The sequence below is a fragment of the Amycolatopsis sp. NPDC001319 genome, assembly GCF_042896185.1.
Lineage (GTDB): Bacteria > Actinomycetota > Actinomycetes > Mycobacteriales > Pseudonocardiaceae > Amycolatopsis.
On the sequence record NZ_JBIAWY010000002.1, the window covers coordinates 543,776 to 563,538 of the forward strand.

Annotated in this window: 19 protein-coding genes; 15 read left to right on the forward strand and 4 right to left on the reverse strand. The window is 71.8% G+C overall.

From position 1 onward, the window contains the following. Window positions 1-40: 40 nt before the first annotated feature. Window positions 41-964, forward strand: a complete 924-nt coding sequence (locus ACFY1H_RS08255; protein WP_386945457.1) for an aldo/keto reductase — start codon at window positions 41-43, stop codon at window positions 962-964. 75 nt (window positions 965-1,039) lie between these two features. After that, a complete protein-coding gene (locus ACFY1H_RS08260; protein WP_386945459.1) occupies window positions 1,040-1,666 on the forward strand; it encodes a hypothetical protein in 627 nt (208 codons plus the stop codon). Here ACFY1H_RS08260 and ACFY1H_RS08265 read toward each other — a convergent pair. Next, complete coding sequence (locus ACFY1H_RS08265) at window positions 1,657-2,169, reverse strand: NUDIX domain-containing protein (protein ID WP_386945461.1); 513 nt, start codon at window positions 2,167-2,169, stop codon at window positions 1,657-1,659. The genes ACFY1H_RS08260 and ACFY1H_RS08265 overlap by 10 nt on opposite strands. 41 nt (window positions 2,170-2,210) lie before the next feature. Here ACFY1H_RS08265 and dop point away from each other — a divergent pair, with 41 nt between their 5' ends. The 4 genes from dop (at window position 2,211) to prcA (ending at window position 5,934) form a co-directional block, all read left to right on the forward strand. Then, window positions 2,211-3,713, forward strand: a complete 1,503-nt coding sequence (dop, locus tag ACFY1H_RS08270; RefSeq protein WP_366576166.1) for a depupylase/deamidase Dop — start codon at window positions 2,211-2,213, stop codon at window positions 3,711-3,713. Window positions 3,714-3,809: 96 nt separating this feature from the next. Then, the gene (locus tag ACFY1H_RS08275; protein WP_220240779.1) at window positions 3,810-4,004 is read left to right on the forward strand and encodes a ubiquitin-like protein Pup; all 195 of its coding nucleotides are present in this window, start codon (window positions 3,810-3,812) and stop codon (window positions 4,002-4,004) included. Between the two features lie 221 nt (window positions 4,005-4,225). Next, a complete protein-coding gene (prcB, locus tag ACFY1H_RS08280) occupies window positions 4,226-5,092 on the forward strand; it encodes a proteasome subunit beta (RefSeq protein WP_364048730.1) in 867 nt (288 codons plus the stop codon). A gap of 68 nt (window positions 5,093-5,160) precedes the next feature. Next, window positions 5,161-5,934, forward strand: coding sequence for a proteasome subunit alpha (prcA, locus tag ACFY1H_RS08285; protein ID WP_366576163.1), 774 nt, complete (start codon window positions 5,161-5,163; stop codon window positions 5,932-5,934). A gap of 93 nt (window positions 5,935-6,027) precedes the next feature. Here the strand turns inward: prcA and ACFY1H_RS08290 are convergent, their stop codons facing one another. Together ACFY1H_RS08290 and ACFY1H_RS08295 are read right to left on the reverse strand one after the other, a co-directional pair. Beyond that, window positions 6,028-7,218 carry an alpha/beta hydrolase gene (locus ACFY1H_RS08290; RefSeq protein ID WP_386945464.1) on the reverse strand — a complete coding sequence of 397 codons (1,191 nt, stop codon included), beginning with the start codon at window positions 7,216-7,218 and terminating at the stop codon, window positions 6,028-6,030. Window positions 7,219-7,369: 151 nt separating this feature from the next. Then, entirely contained in the window at window positions 7,370-8,869 is a 1,500-nt protein-coding gene (locus ACFY1H_RS08295; RefSeq protein ID WP_386945465.1) for a bifunctional phosphatase PAP2/diacylglycerol kinase family protein, read from the reverse strand. 146 nt (window positions 8,870-9,015) lie between these two features. On the opposite strand from ACFY1H_RS08295, the gene pafA reads away from it, so the two are divergent. Next, window positions 9,016-10,374, forward strand: a complete 1,359-nt coding sequence (gene pafA, locus ACFY1H_RS08300; protein WP_220240774.1) for a Pup--protein ligase — start codon at window positions 9,016-9,018, stop codon at window positions 10,372-10,374. A 152-nt stretch (window positions 10,375-10,526) separates the two neighbouring features. Further along, window positions 10,527-11,570, forward strand: a complete 1,044-nt coding sequence (locus ACFY1H_RS08305; RefSeq protein WP_386945466.1) for a WD40/YVTN/BNR-like repeat-containing protein — start codon at window positions 10,527-10,529, stop codon at window positions 11,568-11,570. Here the strand turns inward: ACFY1H_RS08305 and ACFY1H_RS08310 are convergent. After that, complete coding sequence (locus ACFY1H_RS08310; RefSeq protein WP_386945468.1) at window positions 11,567-12,265, reverse strand: SDR family oxidoreductase; 699 nt, start codon at window positions 12,263-12,265, stop codon at window positions 11,567-11,569. The two genes, ACFY1H_RS08305 and ACFY1H_RS08310, sit on opposite strands and share 4 nt — an antisense overlap. Window positions 12,266-12,340: 75 nt before the next feature. Here ACFY1H_RS08310 and ACFY1H_RS08315 point away from each other — a divergent pair, with 75 nt between their 5' ends. From ACFY1H_RS08315 to ACFY1H_RS08345, 7 genes are all read left to right on the forward strand, one after another. After that, window positions 12,341-13,333: a WYL domain-containing protein gene (locus ACFY1H_RS08315; protein WP_366576155.1), complete on the forward strand. Its 993-nt coding sequence runs from the start codon at window positions 12,341-12,343 to the stop codon at window positions 13,331-13,333. Next, window positions 13,330-14,310 (forward strand): WYL domain-containing protein, encoded by a 981-nt coding sequence (locus ACFY1H_RS08320; RefSeq protein WP_366576154.1) that lies wholly within the window; start codon window positions 13,330-13,332, stop codon window positions 14,308-14,310. The genes ACFY1H_RS08315 and ACFY1H_RS08320 overlap by 4 nt, the downstream gene beginning before the upstream one ends. 10 nt (window positions 14,311-14,320) lie before the next feature. Beyond that, window positions 14,321-14,548, forward strand: coding sequence for a bacteriophage holin (locus tag ACFY1H_RS08325; protein WP_285966923.1), 228 nt, complete (start codon window positions 14,321-14,323; stop codon window positions 14,546-14,548). Between the two features lie 21 nt (window positions 14,549-14,569). After that, the gene (tatA, locus tag ACFY1H_RS08330) at window positions 14,570-14,869 is read left to right on the forward strand and encodes a Sec-independent protein translocase subunit TatA (RefSeq protein WP_386945471.1); all 300 of its coding nucleotides are present in this window, start codon (window positions 14,570-14,572) and stop codon (window positions 14,867-14,869) included. Between the two features lie 89 nt (window positions 14,870-14,958). After that, entirely contained in the window at window positions 14,959-15,924 is a 966-nt protein-coding gene (gene tatC, locus ACFY1H_RS08335) for a twin-arginine translocase subunit TatC (RefSeq protein WP_366576151.1), read from the forward strand. 10 nt (window positions 15,925-15,934) lie between these two features. Beyond that, on the forward strand, window positions 15,935-16,855 hold the full coding sequence (locus ACFY1H_RS08340; protein WP_366576149.1) for a YegS/Rv2252/BmrU family lipid kinase: 921 nt from the start codon (window positions 15,935-15,937) through the stop codon (window positions 16,853-16,855). 67 nt (window positions 16,856-16,922) lie between these two features. Further along, on the forward strand, window positions 16,923-19,688 hold the full coding sequence (locus ACFY1H_RS08345; protein ID WP_386945474.1) for a DEAD/DEAH box helicase: 2,766 nt from the start codon (window positions 16,923-16,925) through the stop codon (window positions 19,686-19,688). The last annotated feature ends 75 nt before the right edge of the window (window positions 19,689-19,763 follow it).

The window sequence follows — 19,763 nt, forward strand, 5'->3', positions numbered from 1 at the left end:
TCACTCACCACCCGAGAAACAGCACAGACAAGGACACCGAATGGAGCGCATCGCGGTCGGGCTCGCCGCTCTCGGCCGGCCCGCGTACATCAACCTGGGCCGGGAGCTGCCGGGGACGCGGGACGTGCCGGCGATGCGCGCCGCGACCCACGAGGTGCTCGACGCGGCCTACGCGGCGGGAGTGCGCTGGGTCGACGTCGCGCGGTCCTACGGGCTGGCGGAGGACTTCCTCGCGAGCTGGCTCGCGGAGACCGGCCACACGGACGTGACGGTGTCGAGCAAGTGGGGCTACCGCTACGTCGGCGAGTGGCGGCTCGACGCGCCCGTGCACGAGGTGAAGGAGCACTCGGCCGCGCGGTTCGCCGAGCAGTGGGCCGAGACGCGGGCGTTGCTGGGCGACCACGTGAACCTGTACCAGGTGCATTCGCTCACTGTGGACAGTCCGCTGTTCTCCGACGCGGCGCTGATCGACGCGCTGGCGGGATTGGCCGACCAGGGCGTCGAGGTCGGGTTCTCGACATCCGGGCCGGCGCAGGCCGACGCCGTGCGGCGGGCGTTCGAGCTGGAAGCGGCGGGGCGGCCGGTGTTCTCGTCGGTGCAGTCCACTTGGAACGTCCTGGAGCCGTCGGTCGGTGAGGCGCTGGCGGAGGCCGATGCGGCGGGGAAACGGGTGCTGGTCAAGGAGACGCTGGCCAACGGTCGTCTGGTCGTGGAGGCGCCGGAGTCCCTCGCGCGCATCGCTGCCGCGCACGGCGTGGGTGCGGACGCGGTCGCGGTGGCCGCGGTGCTGGCGAACGACTGGGTTTCGGCGGCTCTGGTGGGTCCGTCGAGCACGGCGCAGCTGGCGTCGAACCTGGCCGCCCCGCGGGTTTCGCTGACCGCGGACCAGGTGGCCGAGCTGGCGGGTCTGGCCGAGGCGCCGGAGGAGTACTGGCGGCACCGGTCCCACCTCGGGTGGGACTGAGGGCCTGCACTACCCTCGCTGCAGCGCGGGCCCGTGGGTGGGCCGCGGTTCTCGGATCTTCCGGAGGGGCGGCAGGTGCGTCATCGGCAGGTGCTCGCGGTGGCGGCGGTCGCGCTCGTAGGGCTCACGACCGCGTGTGGCAACCGGCCCAACAACCTCGAGACGTACTACGACGATCCGACGCCGACGAGTGACGCGACGTCGTCCGCGCCGGTGACTCCGCCGCCTGCCGCGCCGCCGAGCACTCCCGCGTCTCCCTCGCCCGATCCCCGGATCCTGGCCGCTGCGGCGGCTTCGGCCGCGTTGCTGTCCGATGAGGACGTTGCGGAGGAGGGCGTGGCTCCGGGGCCGGGCAAGGCGTCGGGGTGCCTGTCGGGGCTGGCTCAGGGGGAGCGGCGCTCGGCGAGCTGGGTGTACCCGAGTGGTTCGGGGATCACGCACGAGGTCACGGCGTACGCGGGTGGGTCGGGCGCGGAGGTGGTGTCCGGTGCGGACTGTGCCGGTCAGGTGCTCGCCATTCCGCCGCAGTCGGGTGTTTCGCAGCAGCGGGCGTGGTGCGACGGGTCGACCTGCACGGTGCTGCTGGCGAAGGGTGAGCTGGTGTCGGCGTTGAGCGTGGCGGCGAGCACGCCGGCGCGGGCGGCGGACGCGGCGAAGCGGTTACTGCCGAGGGTCGTGGCGAAGCTGGTTGCTCAGCCGTAGCGGCGGAACCATTCCTGGACGCCTTCGCGGCCGTCGGGGATGAAGGGGCTTTCGGGGTCGTCGACCCAGGCGCGCAGTTCGGTCAGGGGAAGCCAGCGGCCTTCGACGATCTCTTCGGCCTGGTGTCGGATGGGGCCGTCCCAGCGGACTTCGTAGGCGAAGTTGTGGCAGTGGACAGTGCCCTGGTCGTAGATCTTGGTGAACAGGGGTTCCGGTTCCACTCCGTGGACGCCGAGCTCTTCGGCGAGCTCGCGGCGGGCGCAGTCGGCGGGGGTTTCGCCCGCGGCGACGACTCCGCCGGCCCAGCAGTCCCAGGTGGACGGGAAGATGTCCTTGTCCGCGGTGCGGAGGTGGACGTACACGGACTGGCCGTCGCCCGAACGGACGAGCACCACGCCGGCGGCGTGCCACAGGCCTTCGGCGCGGACACGGGAGCGGGGTGCCTGGCCCACGACGTGGCCGGCACGGTCATAGAGGGCAACGAGTTCGTCACTGCCTGGCATGGGGGCATCGTCGCACGGCCTTACCCCGTAGGGTGTCGGGTATGCGTCGGATCATGGGAACCGAAGTCGAGTACGGCATCGCCGTGCCCGGGGACGCCACGGCGAACCCGGTGCTCACCTCGACTCAGGTCGTGCTCGCCTACGCGGCGGCTGCTGACATTCCGCGGGCCCGGCGGGCCCGGTGGGACTACGAGGTGGAGTCGCCGTTGCGCGACGCGCGGGGCTTCGACCTGACGGGTCCTGGTGGGCCGGGGCACGACCCGGACGTGGAGGACCTGGGGGCGGCGAACGTCATCCTGACGAACGGTGCGCGCCTGTATGTGGACCACGCGCACCCGGAGTACTCGGCGCCCGAGGTCACGAACGCGCGGGACGCGGTGATCTGGGACAAGGCCGGCGAGCGGGTGATGGAGGAGGCGGCGCTGAAGGCGGCGTCGGTGCCGGGTCAGCCGCCGTTGCAGCTGTACAAGAACAACGTGGACGGCAAGGGTGCGAGCTACGGCACGCACGAGAACTACCTGTGTTCGCGGTCGACGCCGTTCACCGCGATCATCGCCGGGCTGACGCCGTTTTTCGTGTCGCGGCAGGTGGTGACGGGGTCGGGCCGGGTCGGGATCGGCCAGCAGAGTGAAGAGGCCGGGTTCCAGCTGTCGCAGCGGTCGGACTACATCGAGGTCGAGGTCGGCCTGGAGACGACGCTCAAGCGCGGGATCATCAACACGCGCGACGAGCCGCACGCGGACGCGGACAAGTACCGGCGGCTGCACGTGATCATCGGTGACGCGAACCTGTCGGAGTACTCGACCTACCTGAAGGTGGGCACGACGGCGCTGATCCTGGATCTCATCGAGTCGGGGATCCGGTTCGACGAGCTGAAGCTGGACGAGCCGGTGCGGGCGGTGCACAAGATCAGCCACGACCCGACGTTGAAGGTGAAGGTCGAGCTGGCGAACGGGAAGAAGTTCTCGGGGCTGGACCTGCAGTTCGCCTACCACGAAGTCGCGTCGGCGAACCTCGAGCGCACGGGTGCGGACGAGGCGTCGAAGGAGGTCCTGCGGGTCTGGGGCGAGGTGCTGGACGCGCTGGCGCGGGATCCGCAGGAGTGCGCGGACCGGCTGGACTGGCCGGCGAAGCTGCGGTTGCTGGAGGGGTACCGGGAGCGGGACCAGCTGGCGTGGGGTGCGCCGCGGTTGCGGCTGGTGGACCTGCAGTACTCGGACGTGCGGCTGGCGAAGGGCCTGTACAACCGGCTGGTCACGCGGGGTTCGATGAAGCGGCTGGTCACGGAGGAGGAGGTCCAGGCGGCGATCACGACTCCGCCGTCGGACACCCGGGCGTATTTCCGGGGCCGGGCCTTGGAGAAGTACGCGACGTCGATCGCGGCCGCGTCGTGGGATTCGGTCATCTTCGACGTGGGCAAGGAGTCGCTGGTGCGGATCCCGACGCTGGAGCCGCTGCGGGGCACGAAGGCGCACGTCGGGAAGTTGCTGGACGCGGCGGCGACGGCCGAGGAGCTGGTCGAGGCGATCACCGGTTCGGACTAGTCCGGATCGGCACGGGGCTGATCGGGACCGCGGCGTTGCCCCGAATGTCGGGGCTGCTGGGTAGGCTAGGAATCATCGGCCACACCGGGAGGCGATATGGCGCAGGAGAAGATCGAGAAGCACGGCGGTGGGGACTCCGACGAGGAGTTCGAAGCCACCGGAGCGGCGGGCCAGGAGCGGCGCGAGAAGCTCGGCGAGGACGTCGACACGATCCTCGACGAGATCGACGACGTGCTGGAGGAGAACGCCGAGGACTTCGTTCGCGCCTACGTGCAGAAGGGCGGCGAGTAGTCGTTCGCGGCCGGTAGCCGCCCTCGGGTTTCCGGGGGCGGTTGTCGGTTGGCGTGCCGTTGCACGCGGTGTCGTACCGGGAGCGTCGTCGAAGGAGTGTCCACCGAGCCGGCGGCGGTGCGGAGCGACATACTGCGCGGCAGAGTTCGCCACAGCGTGGCTTCGGCACGCGGCCTCAGCGTTGTTTCTTCAGCCGATACAGATGGGAACCAAGAGCACGTATGGACAACACCTTCCCTCGGGCGGGTTTTTCGGGACCCGGCCTGCCCGCTTCGTATTTCTCGCCGGCTTCGTCGTCGTTCGCGGACTTCGTGCGGGCGCAGGCGCCTGAGCTGTTGCCGGCGCGGCGGGTGCCGTCGTCCGGGGCGGGTGAGCTGGCGGTGCCGCACGGGACGACGATCGTGGCGCTGACGTTCGCCGGGGGTGTGCTGATCGCGGGTGACCGGCGGGCGACGTCGGGGAACTTGATCGCGAGCCGGGACATCGAGAAGGTGCACGTCACGGACGAGTATTCGGCGGTGGGGATCGCGGGGACCGCGGGCCTGGCCGTGGAGATGGTCCGGTTGTACGCGGTGGAGCTGGCGCACTACGAGAAGATCGAGGGTGTGTCGCTGTCGCTGGACGGCAAGACGAACAAGCTGGCCGGGATGGTGAAGGCCAACCTGGACATGGCGATGGCGGGCCTGGCCGTGGTGCCGTTGTTCGTGGGCTACGACCTGGAGGCCGAGGACGCGAAGCGCGCCGGCCGGATCATCTCGTACGACGCCGCCGGTGGGCGGTACGAGGAGAACGCCGGGTACGCGGGTGTCGGTTCGGGTTCGCTGTTCGCGAAGTCGGCGCTGAAGAAGCTGTACGACCCTGACGCGGATGTGGACGCCGCGGTGCGGGCGGCCGTGGAGGCGTTGTACGACGCGGCGGACGACGACACCGCGAGTGGTGGGCCGGACCTGGTGCGGCGCATTTTCCCGAGCGTCGTGACGATCACCGCCGAGACCGGTGCGGTGCAGCTGCCGTCGGAGCAGACGGCGGCGGTGGCGGAGGCCGTGGTGGCCGGCCGCGCCGAGCGCACGCACCACCGGCCGAGCTGATCGCCGGTGACTTTCCCGAACGCTGAACCTTCTACCGCCGGTACACCGGAGAACGTGGAGCCGACACCGTGACGATGCCGTTGTATGCCTCTCCCGAGCAGCTGATGCGGGAGCGTTCCGAGCTGGCGCGCAAGGGCATCGCGCGCGGCCGGAGCGTGGTGGTGCTGAAGTACTCCGGCGGGGTGCTGTTCGTGGCGGAGAACCCGTCGGCGACGTTGCACAAGGTGTCGGAGATCTACGACCGCATCGGGTTCGCCGCGGTGGGCCGGTACTCGGAGTTCGAGAACCTGCGGGTGGCGGGGATCCGGCACGCGGATCTGAAGGGCTACCAGTACGACCGGCGTGACGTGAGCGCGCGGGCGCTGGCGAACGCCTACGCGGCGACGCTGGGCAGCATCTTCACCGAGCAGCTGAAGCCGTTCGAGGTGGAGGTGTGTGTCGCCGAGGTCGGGGCGAACCAGTCGGAGGACCAGCTGTACCGGCTGACCTACGATGGCTCGATCTTCGACGAGTCGCCGTTCGTGGTGATGGGTGGTCAGACGGAGCCGATCAGCACGAAGCTGAAGGACACTGTGGACCCGGAGCACGATCTGGCGACGGCGCTGGCGACGGCGATCGAGGGCCTGCGGGCGACGGTCGCGGCGTCGGGCAACGGCAACGGGGCGACGCCGCCGGACCAGATCAAGCTCGAGGTGGCGGTGCTGGACCGGGCGCGGCCGCGGCGGGCGTTCCGGCGGTTGACGGGGGCGGCGCTGGAGGCGTTGCTGCCCGAACCGCCGGCGAAGGACGAGGCCGAGAAGCCGGCCGAGGGTGACTCGGGTGGTGACTCCGCCAAGGAGTGACACGCGTTGTGCGAGTGGGCCGTCCGGGTTTCCGGGCGGCCCACTGTGCTTGTGCCGGTCGTGCTTTTGCCGGTCCGGCTTTGGACGGCCGGTTCAGGACGTCGGTGTGGGGCTGCGGAAGTTCTGGTCGGCGAAGGCCAGGAGGTAGGGCAGGGTCGCGCGGGCGGTGTGCCAGGTGTGGTTGAAGCCGTGTTCGGTGTGGACGACGGCTTCCTGGCCGCGGCGGTGCAGCGCTTCGGCGATGCGGCGGGCGGTGGCGACGTCGGTGGGTGCGCCGGTGCCGGCGGCGAGGAGGACGGAGATCGGTGCGGTGAACGTCATCGTCGGCAGGTAGCGGCGTGGCGTGTTGGCGGCGATGGCCCCGGGGTGGCCGTCGAGGATGCCGATGGAGTCGTTGAGGTCGTCGTAGGGCAGGGCGATGACGAGGGTGGCGAACTCGTCGAGGTGGTGCAGGCCGGTGTTGAGGGCGGCGAACCCGCCGCCGGACATGCCGCCGAGGGCACGGTGGCGGCGGTCGGCCAGGGTCCGGTAGTGGTGGTCGACGCCGGCGACGACGGTTTTCGCGAGGTAGGTCTCCAGCTGCGGCCCGCCGGGGACGTCGAGGCCTTCCCAGTCCTTGCTGGGCACGCCGGCGGTGAGGTCGACGCTGACCACGATCATCGGGGCGATCACGTGGTCGGCTTCGAGGTCGCGCAGGGCGTCCGGGGCGGCGCCGGAGGTGAGCCAGTCGCGTGGGCCGCCGTAGGGGTAGCCGTGGATGAGGTAGACGACGGGGTAGCGGTGGCCCGCGTTGGCCGGGTCGTCGTAGCCGGGCGGCAGGATCACGTAGTTCTCGCCCGAGGGCACGGCGTCGGCGGGGTCGGGGAGGCTGAGCACGTCGATGCGCTGCCCGCTGTTGACGACCGCGGGACGGTGCTGGGCGGAGGAATCGGTGGAATCGGTGGGCGCGTCGGGTTCGTCGGCGCCGTCGTCGAGCAGCATCCCCACGGCGTCGGCCGCGCCGGAGCCGCGTTCGAAGAGCCGGCCGAGGTCGTCGGGGGTGCGGACGTAGCCGACGTAGCTGTTCACCGCGGTCACGGCCGCGAGGAGGAGGAGCACCACGGTGCCGCCGGTTCCCCAGCGGCGGGCGCGCCGGTGGTGCCAGAGCGCGATGGTCACGGCGAGCACGGCGACGGCCGCGCCGGCGGCGGTCAGCCAGATCACCGGTGACTCGAGCGGACCGAGGTCACGCGCCTGCGCCGTGATGTCGGACGGCAGCACCGGGTCGACGGCGGCCTGCGGCATCACGGCCGCACCGCCGGGCGCGCGGCACCGCGAAAGGAAAAGCGCACGAAAGTCCCCGCCGTGAACGGAAGCGGGCAGGGTCGCCCGCACCTGACGTGATCACGCTAGGGACGAGCCGCTGTGGATTCGCTGTGAGCGGGTAAAGCGCAGGTCAAGCCCGGTTGTCGGGGTTGCGGTAGATCGTCAGGGCGCTCGGGCGGGAGCGGAAGGTGAACTCGTTGCCGAGCGGCCCGACCTCGCCGTCGGTGGCGACGCGGCGGTTGCCGTCGAGGAGTTTCACGCGCAGCTCCGGCAGGTCCAGTTGCTGGTAGACGTGGCTGGCGTTGAGGCTGTTGGTCACCATCGCGAGCAGGAACCGGGCGCGGGAGTAGGGCAGGTCGGCCCGCAGGTAGCGCACGTCGAGCAGGCCGGTGTCCAGCGCCGGGCGCCGCGACGGCGCGAAGCCCTTGGGGGAGTAGGTGCCGTTGCCGACGAAGATCAGCCAGACCTCGGCGGGCTCGTCGTTGAGCAGGATCGGCAGCGGCTTCGCGCGGCGCAGCACCCGGGCGAGCGCGAGCGCGGCCGAAGGCCACTTCGGGTGCTTCTGCTGCAGCTTCTCGCGCAGCCGCACCATCTCGGGGTAGCCGCCGAGGCTCGCGGTGTTCACGAACCAGCGGTGCTCGGGCTCGCCCGCGCCGTGGACCTCGACCTCGCCGAGGTCGATGCCGACGGCGTTGCCGGCTTCGGTGGCCGCGTCGGCGTCGGGCATGGACCGCACGCCGACGTCGCGCGCGAAGTGGTTGAGCGTGCCCGCGGGGATGAGCGCGAGCGGCAGGCCGCGTTCGGCGGCCACGGACGCGACCGCGGCGACCGTGCCGTCGCCACCCGCGACGCCGAGAGCGCGCACGGAGCCGCCGCGGGCGTCGATCTCGGCCGCGAGCTGTTCACGCAGGTCCCGGCTCGGGTCCGGGTAGAGCAGCGTCGCCTTGGGCCAGGCGTAACGCACGTCCTCGGTCGGGTCCTGGCCGTCGACGCCGGAGTGCGGGTTGACCAGGGCCAGCATGTCCTCGCCGTCGCGCATCTCCGGCGCTTGGGCCGTGTGCGCGGTGCGGCCGGGTACGTCGGGGTGCAACGGCCACCAGTGCCGGGTCAGCGCGGCGACCCCGACGCCGATCACCAAGCCCGCGCCGACGTCGCTGGGCCAGTGGACCCCGGTGTGCACCCGCGAGTACGCGACCGCTCCCGCCAGCGGAGCGACGACGAGCCCGGCCTTCGGCGACTCCATCGCGACCGCCGTGGTGAACGCGGCCGCGGAGGCCGCGTGGCCCGACGGGAACGACGACGACGTGGGCCGCTTGCGCAGCCGCCGGTGCTCGGGCACCTCGTCCTCGGCCGGGCGCCGCCGGGGGAACAGCGGCTTGCCGAGCAGGTTCGCGGCCGCGCTCGCCCCGGCGATCGCGACCATCCCCCGCAGCGCTCCCCGGCGCGTCGCACCCTTGCGGGAGGCCAGCGCGGCGGCCACGACCCACCACAGACGCGACTTGTTCGCGGATTTCGAAAGCCAGCCGAGAACATCGTCGGCCCGGGTCTTCGGCAGCGCCGCGCTCCGGCGGATCAGGGCCCGATCGGTGCGCCCCACCTTCCGGAACGGGCGGCTGAGCTGGTGCAACACCGTCGTCGACCTCTTCTCCGTGCGGCGTGGGCCGCGCTGCGCCGTAGCCGGATTCGCGCGATTTCTCACCACCCGCAACGTACCGACCGCGTGTCGCCGCCCGAACGGCGCACCGCTCAAGGGGGTGCAGCGCCTACTCTGGTGGGATGCAGCGGCGGATCTTTGGCATCGAGACCGAGTTCGGGGTCACGTGCACCTTCCACGGTCAGCGCAGGCTCTCGCCCGACGAGGTCGCGCGGTATCTCTTCCGGCGGGTCGTGTCCTGGGGACGCTCGTCGAACGTCTTCCTGTCCAACGGCTCCCGGCTCTACCTCGACGTGGGCTCGCACCCCGAGTACGCGACGGCCGAGTGCGACGACCTCACGCAGCTGGTCACGCACGACAAGGCCGGTGAGCGGATCCTCGAGGACCTGCTGGTCGACGCCGAGCGCCGGCTGGCCGACGAGGGCATCGGCGGCGACATCTTCCTGTTCAAGAACAACACCGACTCCGCGGGCAACTCTTACGGCTGCCACGAGAACTACCTCGTGACGCGCGCCGGCGAGTTCTCCCGGATCGCCGACGTGCTGCTGCCGTTCCTCGTCACCCGCCAGCTCATCTGCGGCGCGGGCAAGGTCCTGCAGACCCCGCGCGGCGCCGTGTACTGCCTCTCGCAGCGCGCCGAGCACATCTGGGAGGGCGTCTCCAGCGCCACCACGCGCTCGCGGCCCATCATCAACACCCGCGACGAGCCTCACGCCGACGCCGAGCGCTACCGGCGCCTGCACGTGATCGTGGGCGACTCGAACATGGCCGAGCCCACCACGATGCTCAAGATCGGGTCGGCGAACCTGGTGCTCGAGATGATCGAGGCCGGGGTGCAGTTCCGCGACTTCACCCTCGACAACCCGATCCGGGCGATCCGCGAGATCAGCCACGACCTCACCGGCCGGCGCCAGGTGCGGCTGGCGGGCGGGCGCGAGGCCTCGGCGCTCGACATCCAGCGCGAGTACCACGCCCGCGCCGTGCAGCACCTCAAGGAAAACGGCTCCACCCCCGCCAACGAGCGCGTGGTCGAGCTGTGGGGCCGCGCGCTGGAGGCCGTCGAGCAGCAGGACTTCGCGAAGATCGACACCGAGATCGACTGGGCCATCAAGCACCGCCTGGTCGAGCGCTACCGCGCGAAGCACGACCTGGACCTCTCCAGCCCCCGCATCGCCCAGCTCGACCTCGCCTACCACGACATCCGCCGCGGCCGGGGCATCTTCGACCTGCTGCAGCGCAAGGGCCTGGTCAAGCGCGTCACCGACGACGGCGAGATCGAGGCCGCCAAGGACACCCCGCCCCAGACCACCCGCGCGAAGCTGCGCGGCGACTTCATCGCCGCCGCCCAGGCCGCGGGCCGCGACTTCACCGTCGACTGGGTCCACCTCAAGCTCAACGACCAGGCCCAGCGCACCGTGCTGTGCAAGGACCCGTTCCGCTCGGTCGACGAGCGGGTGGAACGCCTGATCAGCTCGCTGTAAGCGGCCAGGACCGCAGCGCTCGAGGGCCGCCCCGCACCACGCGGGGCGGCCCTCGAGCATTTCCGGCGGACGCGGCCGGACAGCGCCGCTCGCCGGGGGACCGGTCGGCGTTCCCGACGAAAGTCGCCGTCCGGGTGCGGCAAGATCGCCGCATGCGGGTCGTGCGGGCGTTGGTGGTTCTGCTGGGCGCGGTGCTGCCGCTGGTGGCCGGTGGGGTGGCGGATGCGGCTCAGCGGCTCCCGTCGTGGCGGTTGACGCCGACCGGGGTCACGGCGCAGTTCCGGGGGCTTTCGGCCGTCAGCGGGCGCGTGGCGTGGGTCAGCGGCACGCAGGGGACCGTCTTGCGCACCACGGACGGCGGCCGCACGTGGAGCCCCGTCGGGCCGCCCGGCACGGAAACGCTGGAGTTCCGTGACATCGAAGCCTTCGACGCCGATCACGCCGTGGTGCTGTCCATCGGCCCGGGAGGGGACTCGCGGGTCTACCGCACCGACGACGCCGGCCGGCACTGGCGCCAGACGTTCACCAACTCCGATCCGGCCGCGTTCTACGACTGCCTCGCCTTCTTCGACCCGTGGCGCGGCCTCGCGATGAGCGACCCCGTCGACGGGAAGTTCCGCGTGCAGGCCACCGCCGACGGCGGCCGCACCTGGCGGCAGATCCCCGACAGCGCGTTCCCGCCCGCCCTGCCCGGCGAAGCGGGCTTCGCGGCAAGCGGGCAGTGCGTGGCCACCTCCGGGCCGTTCGACGCGTGGCTCGCGATGGGCGGCGGCGCCCGCGCCCGCGTGCTGCACAGCGGCGACGCCGGGCACCACTGGACCGTCGCCGACACCCCGCTGCCCAGCAGCGCGTCGGCCGGCGTGTTCGCGCTCGCGTTCCGCACGCCGTGGCAAGGCGTCGCGATCGGCGGCGACTTCGCGAACCCCGCCGCCCCCGGCCCGGCCGTCGCCCTCAGCGGTGACAGCGGCCGCACCTGGCGCACGCCGGCGCAGTACCCGGCGGGCTACCGCTCCGGGCTCGCGTGGCTCGGCGGGTCGGTGATCGCCGTCGGCCCCGGCGGCAGCGACCTCAGCCCCGACGGCGGCCGCCACTGGGCCCGGTTCGACACCGGCAGCTTCGACACGGTCGACTGCACGCCCCTCGGCGCCTGCTGGGCCAGCGGGACCGGGGGCCGCGTCGCGCGGCTGGAGCGTTAGAGGACCTGGCCGGTCGGGCGCACCATGATCTCGTTGACGTCCACCGTCGGCGGCTGCTCCAGCGCGTAGAGCACCGCGCGGGCGACGTCGTCGGCCTCGAGCTTCGGCTTGCGCCGCTGCTCGTCGGTGAGGATGTCGGTGTCGGTGATGCCGGGCTGCACCAGCGTCACCCGCACCCCCGTGCCCACGGCTTCCTCCCGGATCCCCGCCGCCAGCCCGCTCACCGCCCACTTCGTCGCCGAATACAGGCTCCCCTTGCGCGGATAGCGGCCGGCGACCGAACCCGTCAGCACGAGATGACCGCTCGTGCCCGCCAACGCCGGCAGCACGGCACGCGCCGTGAGCGCCGGACCGTAGACGTTCGTCAGCACCAGTTCCCGCCACTCTTCCGGCTCCGCGCCACCGTCGCCGAAGAACGACACGCCCATGCCGATCCCGGCATTCGCGAAAGCCGCGTCCAGCCGCGAAAACCGCGCCAGCGTCGCCTCGACCGCGCCCGACACGCTCGGCCAGTCGGTGACGTCCGCGGCCAGCGCCAGCGCGTTTTCCTCGCCGAACTCGGCCACGAGCGGGGCCAGGGCCTCGGCTTTCCGGGCCACGAGCGCCACCCGGAACCCCGCCGCGACCGCCCGCCTGGCCGTCGCCGCCCCGATCCCGCGCGACGCTCCGGTCACCATCAGTACACGTTCAGCCATGGTTCCAGGCTAGGGCCGCGACGCGTTCGGGGAACCTCACGATCGGGGCGGACGAGGCGAGCTAGGGTTGTACGGGTGTCCACCGCACGCGCCGAACGGCTGGTCAACCTCGTGCTCGCCCTGCTGTCCACCCGGCAGTACCTCACCGCCGAGCGGATCCGCGGCATCGTCCCCGGGTACGCCGACGCGGCCAGCGACGAGGCCTTCTTCCGCACGTTCGAACGCGACAAAACGGAGCTGCGCGAGCTCGGCATCCCGCTGGAGACCGGCCGCAACTCCGCCTTCGACCCCGTCGAGGGCTACCGCATCGCCCGCCGCGACTACGAGCTCGGCGAGATCGACCTGGCCCCGGACGAAGCGGCCGCCGTCGGCCTCGCCGTGCGCCTGTGGGACTCGCCCGAGCTGACCGGGCAGGCCCAGGGCGCGCTCGTGAAGCTGCGCGCCGCCGGCGTCGAGGTCGACGACCAGGCACCCACCGTGATCGAACCCCGCGTGCGGGCCGAACCGGCGTTCGGGCCGCTGCTCGCCGCCGTGCAGAGCGGCCAGGCCGTGCGCTTCGAATACCGCCGCAGCGGATCCCCGGAACGCCGCATGCGCGAGCTCGAACCGTGGGGCGTCGTGTCCTGGCGCGCCCGCTGGTACGTGGTCGGGCACGACCGCGACCGCGGCGCGACCCGCTGCTTCCGGCTCTCCCGCGTCACCGGCAAAGTCACCCCGATCGGCGAACCGGGCGCGGTGGTCAGGCCCGAGGGCGTGAACCTGCTGCAGCTCGTGTCCGTCACCGGCGGCAGCGAAGAAGCCAGCCCCGTCACCACCGCCCGCCTGTGGGTCGCCGACGGGCGCGCCGCGGGCGTGCGCCGCCGCGGCGAGGTCGTCGGCCGCGACACGATCGACGGCGAGGAAGGCGACCTCATCGAGATCGGCCTGTTCTTCCCCGAGTCGGCCGCCGACTGGATCGCCGCACAGGGACCCGACGTGCTCGTGCTCGAACCCGACGTGCTCGCCAAATCCGTGCAGCACCGCCTCGAAGCCGTCCTCGCCCGCGCCGAGCAGGGGAGCGGCCGATGAGCGGCTCCACCGAACGCATGCCGCGCCTGCTCGCGCTCGTGCCCTACCTGCTCGCCCGCCCGGGCGTGCGCATCGACGAGGCCGCCCACGACTTCGACGTCACCCCGCGCCAGCTGCGCAAGGACCTCGAGCTCCTGTGGATGTGCGGCCTGCCCGGCTACGGCCCCGGTGACCTCATCGACCTGTCGTTCGAAGGCGACACCATCGTCGTCACCCACGACGCCGGCATGAGCCGCCCCCTGCGCCTCACCGGCAGCGAGGCCACCGCCCTGCTCGTGGCCCTGCGCGCGCTCGCCGACACCCCCGGCGTGGTCGACGGCGACGCCGTGCGCCGCTCCATCGCCAAGATCGAAGCCGCCGCGGGCCAGGCCCAGCCGGCCGGTGTCGTGGTCGGCGGCGGTGTGCGCGAGGGCAAGCGCGCCGCGAAGACCCGTGAGGAGGTCGCGGCCGCGCTGCAGGCCGGACGCGCGCTGCGGATGCGCTACTACACCGCGTCCAAGGACCAGATGACCGAACGCACCGTGGACCCGATGCGGCTGCTCATCGTGCAGGCCGTCGGCTACCTCGAAGCCTGGTGCCGCCGCGTCGAGGACGTGCGGCTGTTCCGGCTCGACCGCATCGACGAGCTGACCGTGCTCGACGAACCCGCCGCGCCCCCGGCCCACGCGCGGCCCACCGACCTCTCCGACGGCGTGTTCTCCGCGCGGCCCGACCAGTGCGAGGCCGAGCTCGTGCTCGACCCCGACGCGCGCTGGGTCGCGGAGTACTACCCGTGCGAAGAGCTCGCGGAGCTCGACGGTGGCCGGCTCCGCATCCGGATGCGCTATGCGGACGAGTCCTGGATGGTCCGTTTGGTCCTCGGATTGGCCGGAGACGCGCAGGTGGAGAGCCCTGTCACACTGGCTGACGCGGTTCGACGGCGAGCGGCCGACGCCGTGGCCCGATCCCGTCACCTACCGTCAACCTACGGCCGTTAAGGTAACCCACGTGTCGTACCTGCCCACTTACGTAGTGCTCGCGGCGGGCCTGCTCGTCTTGATCCTCCTGGCAGTACGGACGATCAGAGTCTTGCGCCAGTTCCGCCGCACCCTGAGCATGGTGGCTACGAACACCCAGGACCGGACGGGACTGCTCCGCGCCCGGTCCGCAGCACTTCGCGTGGCCGTGGCGCAGCGCCGCGACGCACCGGAAACCAGTAACATCGGCAACGACTAAAGAAACAAGGAGGCCACCGCCATGAACGCGCTGCAGCCGTGGCACATCATCATCCTGGTGCTCGTCGTGGTTCTGCTGTTCGGGGCCAAGAGGCTTCCGGACGCCGCCCGCTCCATCGGCAAGTCCATGAAGATCTTCAAGGCCGAGACCAAGGACCTCACGGGCGAGCAGAAGGACGAGGCCGAGCAGGTCGAGACCCGCCAGCTCCCGCAGGCCACCGCCCCGGCCCAGGACCAGCAGGTCGCCGACCTCCAGCGCCAGCTCGACGAGCTGAAGAAGCAGCAGGCCGCCACCGAGCAGCCGCAGAAGAACGCCAGCTGAGGCCCGACCACACCACCCGGTCCCCGGTCCGCGGAGCGCGCTGAACACCCAGCGCGCTCCGGCGGGCTACGACGAGAACGGAACGACCAGTGGCGGAAGCCGCCAACGGCACAGGCGCGGGCCGCACCAAGCGAGGCCGCCGCAGCCGCCGGAAAAACCCCGACGGCACGATGACGCTCATCGAGCACGTCTACGAGTTCCGGCGCCGGCTCGGGTTCGCCCTGCTGTTCATCGTCATCGGCGGCATCTTCGGCTGGATCTGGTTCGAACAGCACCTCGGTCCGATCCCGTCGCTCGGCCAGATCATGAACGGGCCGTACTGCGCCATCCCGGCCTCGCAGCGGCTGGGTGGCGACCAGACCGGCTGCCGGCTGCTGGCCACACAGCCGTTCGAGATCTTCATGGTCCGCCTGAAGGTCGGCGTCGCCGCGGGCGCTGTGCTCCTCTCGCCGTTCTGGCTGTACCAGTTCTGGGCCTTCATCGCCCCCGGTCTGTACTCGAAGGAGCGCAAGTACGCGCTCACCTTCGTAGGCTTCGCATCGTTGCTGTTCGCCGCGGGCGCCGTGCTGGCCTACTTCCTCGTGCCGCACGCGCTGGCCCTGCTCGCCGGCTTCGGCCAGGATCAGTTCGTCACCGCACTGACGGCCGACAAGTACATCTCGTTCATCTTGTCGCTGCTGATCATCTTCGGCGTCAGTTTCGAGCTCCCGCTCATCGTGGTGATGCTCAACCTCGTGGGCGTCGTGAAATACCAGCAGCTGCGGCGCTGGCGCCGCGGCATCCTGTTCGCGCTGTTCGTGTTCGCCGCGTTCGCGACCCCCGGGTCGGACCCGTTCTCGATGCTCGGCCTCGCCGCCGCACTCACCGTGCTGTTCGAGATCGCCATCCAGATCACGCGTTTCCACGACCGCAAGCGCGACAAGATCCGCGAAGACGAGGGCTGGGACAAGCTCGACGACGACGAAGCCGCGCCGTTCGACTACACGCCCAGCACCGTCGAGGAAGACGAGCCCGCGACCGCGCCGCGCGGCCACTCGACCGACGACATCACCTAGACCCCAGCGGATGGGGCTCAACGCGGCACTCGCCGTCCACCCGGCCTCCGGCCACGGAGCGGCCGCCCGGATCGCGGACACCGTGGCCGAGCGGCTGCGCCCCGCCGTGGACCGGCTGGACGTCCTCGTCGCCACCAGCGTCGACGAATCCCGTGCCCTCATGCGGTCGGCCCACGCCGACGGCCTCGACGTGCTCATCGTCCTCGGCGGCGACGGCGCCGCCCACCAAGGCGTGCAGTTCTGCGCCGAGCACGACGTCGCCCTCGGCCTCGTCCCCTGCGGCACCGGCAACGACTTCGCCCGCGCCCTCGGCACCCCACCCGACGCCCTCGCCTCCGCCGACACCCTCGCCGAAGCCCTGCGCGCCGGCACCCGCCGCCGCCTCGACCTCGGCCGCATCGACGGCGGCACGGCGGCCGGCGCCTGGTTCGCCACCGTCCTGTGCTCCGGCTTCGACGCCGCCGTCAACGCCCGCGCCAACCGCCTCCGCCGGCCGTCGGGACCCCGCCGCTACGACGTCGCGATCCTCGCCGAACTCGCCGCCTTCCGCCCCCGCCCCGTCACCCTCCACACCGACGAAGGCACCGTCGAGCTCGACGCCACCCTCGTCGCCGTCGGCAACACCCCCTACTACGGCGGCGGCGTCCCCATCTGCCCCCGGGCCACCCCGGACGACGGGCTCTTCGACGTCACCGTGATCGGCGCCGCCGGCCGCCTGCAACTGCTGCGCCTGCTGCCCGGCCTGCGTACCGGCGCCCACCTCGACCACCCCGCCGTCCGCACCCTCCGCACCCGGAAGCTGAGCATCGAAACGGGCAGCGAAACCGGCACAGCACCGGGCTGGCCCGCCTACGCCGACGGCGAATCCCAAGGCACGACCCCCGTCACCGCCACCTGCGTGCCCGGCGCGCTCACCGTCGTCGCCCCGTAACCCCACGGCCACACCCCGGTCGGCACGCCGCGTGCGGACTGTCGGTGCCGTGTGGAACCCTGACGGGGTGGCCACTAGCCCTTCACCTTCCCCGGCCGAGGCCTATGCGGTCTCACGCCGCCGCGGCAAGTACCCCCAGCTGACGCGTTTCGCCGGCGAGGTGTCGTTCGAGTTCGACGACTTCCAGGTCCGCGGCTGCGAGGCACTCGAAGACGGCCACGGCGTGCTCGTGTGCGCGCCCACCGGCGCCGGCAAGACCGTGGTCGGCGAGTTCGCCGTGCACCTGGCGCTCGCCGAAGGCCGTAAATGCTTCTACACCACGCCCATCAAGGCACTGTCCAACCAGAAGTACGCCGATCTCGTCGCCCGCTACGGCAGCGACGCCGTCGGCCTGCTCACCGGCGACACCTCCATCAACGGCAACGCGCAGGTGGTCGTGATGACCACCGAGGTCCTGCGCAACATGCTCTACGCCGGCAGCTCCGCCATCCCCGAGCTCGGCTACGTCGTGATGGACGAGGTCCACTACCTCGCCGACCGCTTCCGCGGCGCCGTCTGGGAGGAAGTGATCCTCCACCTGCCCGAACACGTCCGCGTCGTCGGGCTGTCGGCCACCGTGAGCAACGCCGAGGAGTTCGGCGAATGGCTCGTCGAGGTCCGCGGCGACACCACCGTCGTCGTCGACGAGCACCGGCCCGTGCCGCTGTGGCAGCACATGCTCATCGGCAACCGCCTGATGGACCTGTTCGCCGGCCAGGACGAAGCCGACCCCAACGCCGAGCTGAGCATCAACCCCGGCCTGCTGCGCCGTGCCGAAGAGCTCGGCCGCTTCGCCCCCGCGTCGCTGCGCGGCAACCGCGGAGGACGCCGCGGCGCGCCCCGCCCGCAACGCTTCCGCCCGCCCTCGCGCGTCGAGGTCGTCGAACGCCTCGACGCGGCCGGGCTGCTGCCCGCGATCGTGTTCATCTTCTCCCGCGCTGGCTGCGACGCCGCCGTCGCCCAGTGCGTGCGCTCCGGCCTGCGGCTCAACGGACCCGAACAGGTGGAGGAGATCCGCCGCATCGTCGCCGAGCGCACCGCCGACCTGCCCGAGGGCGACCTGAGCGTGCTCGGCTACTGGGAGTGGCGCGAAGCGCTCGAACGCGGCTTCGCCGGCCACCACGCGGGCCTGCTGCCCGCGTTCAAGGAAACCGTCGAGGAACTGTTCCTGCGCGGCCTGGTGAAGGCCGTGTTCGCCACCGAGACCCTCGCGCTCGGCATCAACATGCCCGCCCGCACCGTGGTCCTCGAGCGGCTGGTCAAGTACAACGGCGAAGCCCACGTCGACCTCACCCCCGGCGAATACACGCAGCTCACCGGCCGCGCCGGGCGCCGCGGCATCGACGTCGAGGGCCACGCCGTGGTCGCGTGGCAGCCCGGCGTGGACCCCAAGCAGGTCGCCGGCCTCGCCTCCACGCGCACCTATCCGCTGCGCTCGTCGTTCCGGCCCGGCTACAACATGGCCGTGAACCTCGTCGCCCAGGTCGGCGCCGACTCCGCCCGTGAGCTGCTCGAACAGTCGTTCGCCCAGTTCCAGGCCGACCGGTCCGTGGTCGGCACCGCCCGGCGCATCGAGCGCAACAAGGAAGCCCTCAAGGGCTACGCGAAGGCCGTCACCGGCGAGTTCGACGAGATGCTCGAATACGTCGAGCTGCGCGCCAAGATCTCCGCCCGCGAGAAAACGCTGTCCCGGCAGAACACCGCCACCCGCCGCGCCGGCACCGCGGAGTCGCTGGAGAAGCTGCGCAAGGGCGACGTGATCGCCGTGCCCGCCGGGCGCCGCGCGGGCCTGGCCGTGGTCGTCGACCCGGGGCTGGACCCGATTCGCGAGCCGCGGCCCGTGGTCGTCACCGAGGACCGCTGGTCCGGGCCGCTGTCGGTCGCCGACTTCCCGGCCCCGGTCGAGCCGCTCGGCCGCATCCGCCTGCCCAAGCACGTCGAGCTGCGGTCGCCCAAGATCCGCCGCGACATCGCCTCGGCCCTGCGCGACTCCGGCATCTCGCTGCCCGGGCGTCAGCGCCGCCGCACCAGCCAGGGCGACGACGCCGAGCTCAACGCCCTGCAGCGCGCCCTGCGCGCCCACCCCTGCCACGGGCTGGCCGAACGCGAGGCCAACCTGCGCTGGGTCGAGCGCTACCAGCGCCTGCAGACCGAGACCGAGCAGCTGGAACGCAAGGTCGCCGCCACCACCCACTCCCTCGCCCGCGCGTTCGACCGGATCCTCGCGCTGCTCGGCGAACGCGGCTACCTCGGCCCCGGCACCGGCGAGGACCGCGTCACCGAACACGGCCACCGCCTCGCCCGCCTCTACAGCGAGTCCGACCTGCTCGCCGCCGAGTGCATCCGTCACGGCGTGTGGGAAGGCCTCGGCGCGGCCGAGCTCGCCGCCGTCGTCTCCACGCTCGTGTTCGAGGCCCGCCGCGACACGGCGGGGGAGCCGCGCCTGCCCGGCGGCTCCGTGCCCAATGCCTGGGAAGAGACCACGAAGCTGTGGGTCGACCTCACCGAGGACGAACGCCGCCACCACCTCGACCGCACCCGCGAACCCGACGCCGGCTTCGCGTGGCCGGTCTACCGGTGGGCCCGCGGCGAATCGCTCGAGAAGGTCCTCACCGCCGCCGAGACCAACGGCCAGGAACTGTCCGCCGGCGACTTCGTCCGCTGGTCACGCCAGGTGATCGACCTGCTCGACCAGATCCGTGACGTCCTCGGCAAAGCCGACCCGGTCGGCGCCGCCGCCGCGGAAGCCGTGCGTGCCCTGCGCCGCGGCGTCGTCGCGGCCGGCGGGGCGTGACTGTTTTGCCTGAACCACAGGTCTCGGCCACAGGGCGTTCGCGGGCAGGCCGAGGTTACCGCTCGGACAGGGTGC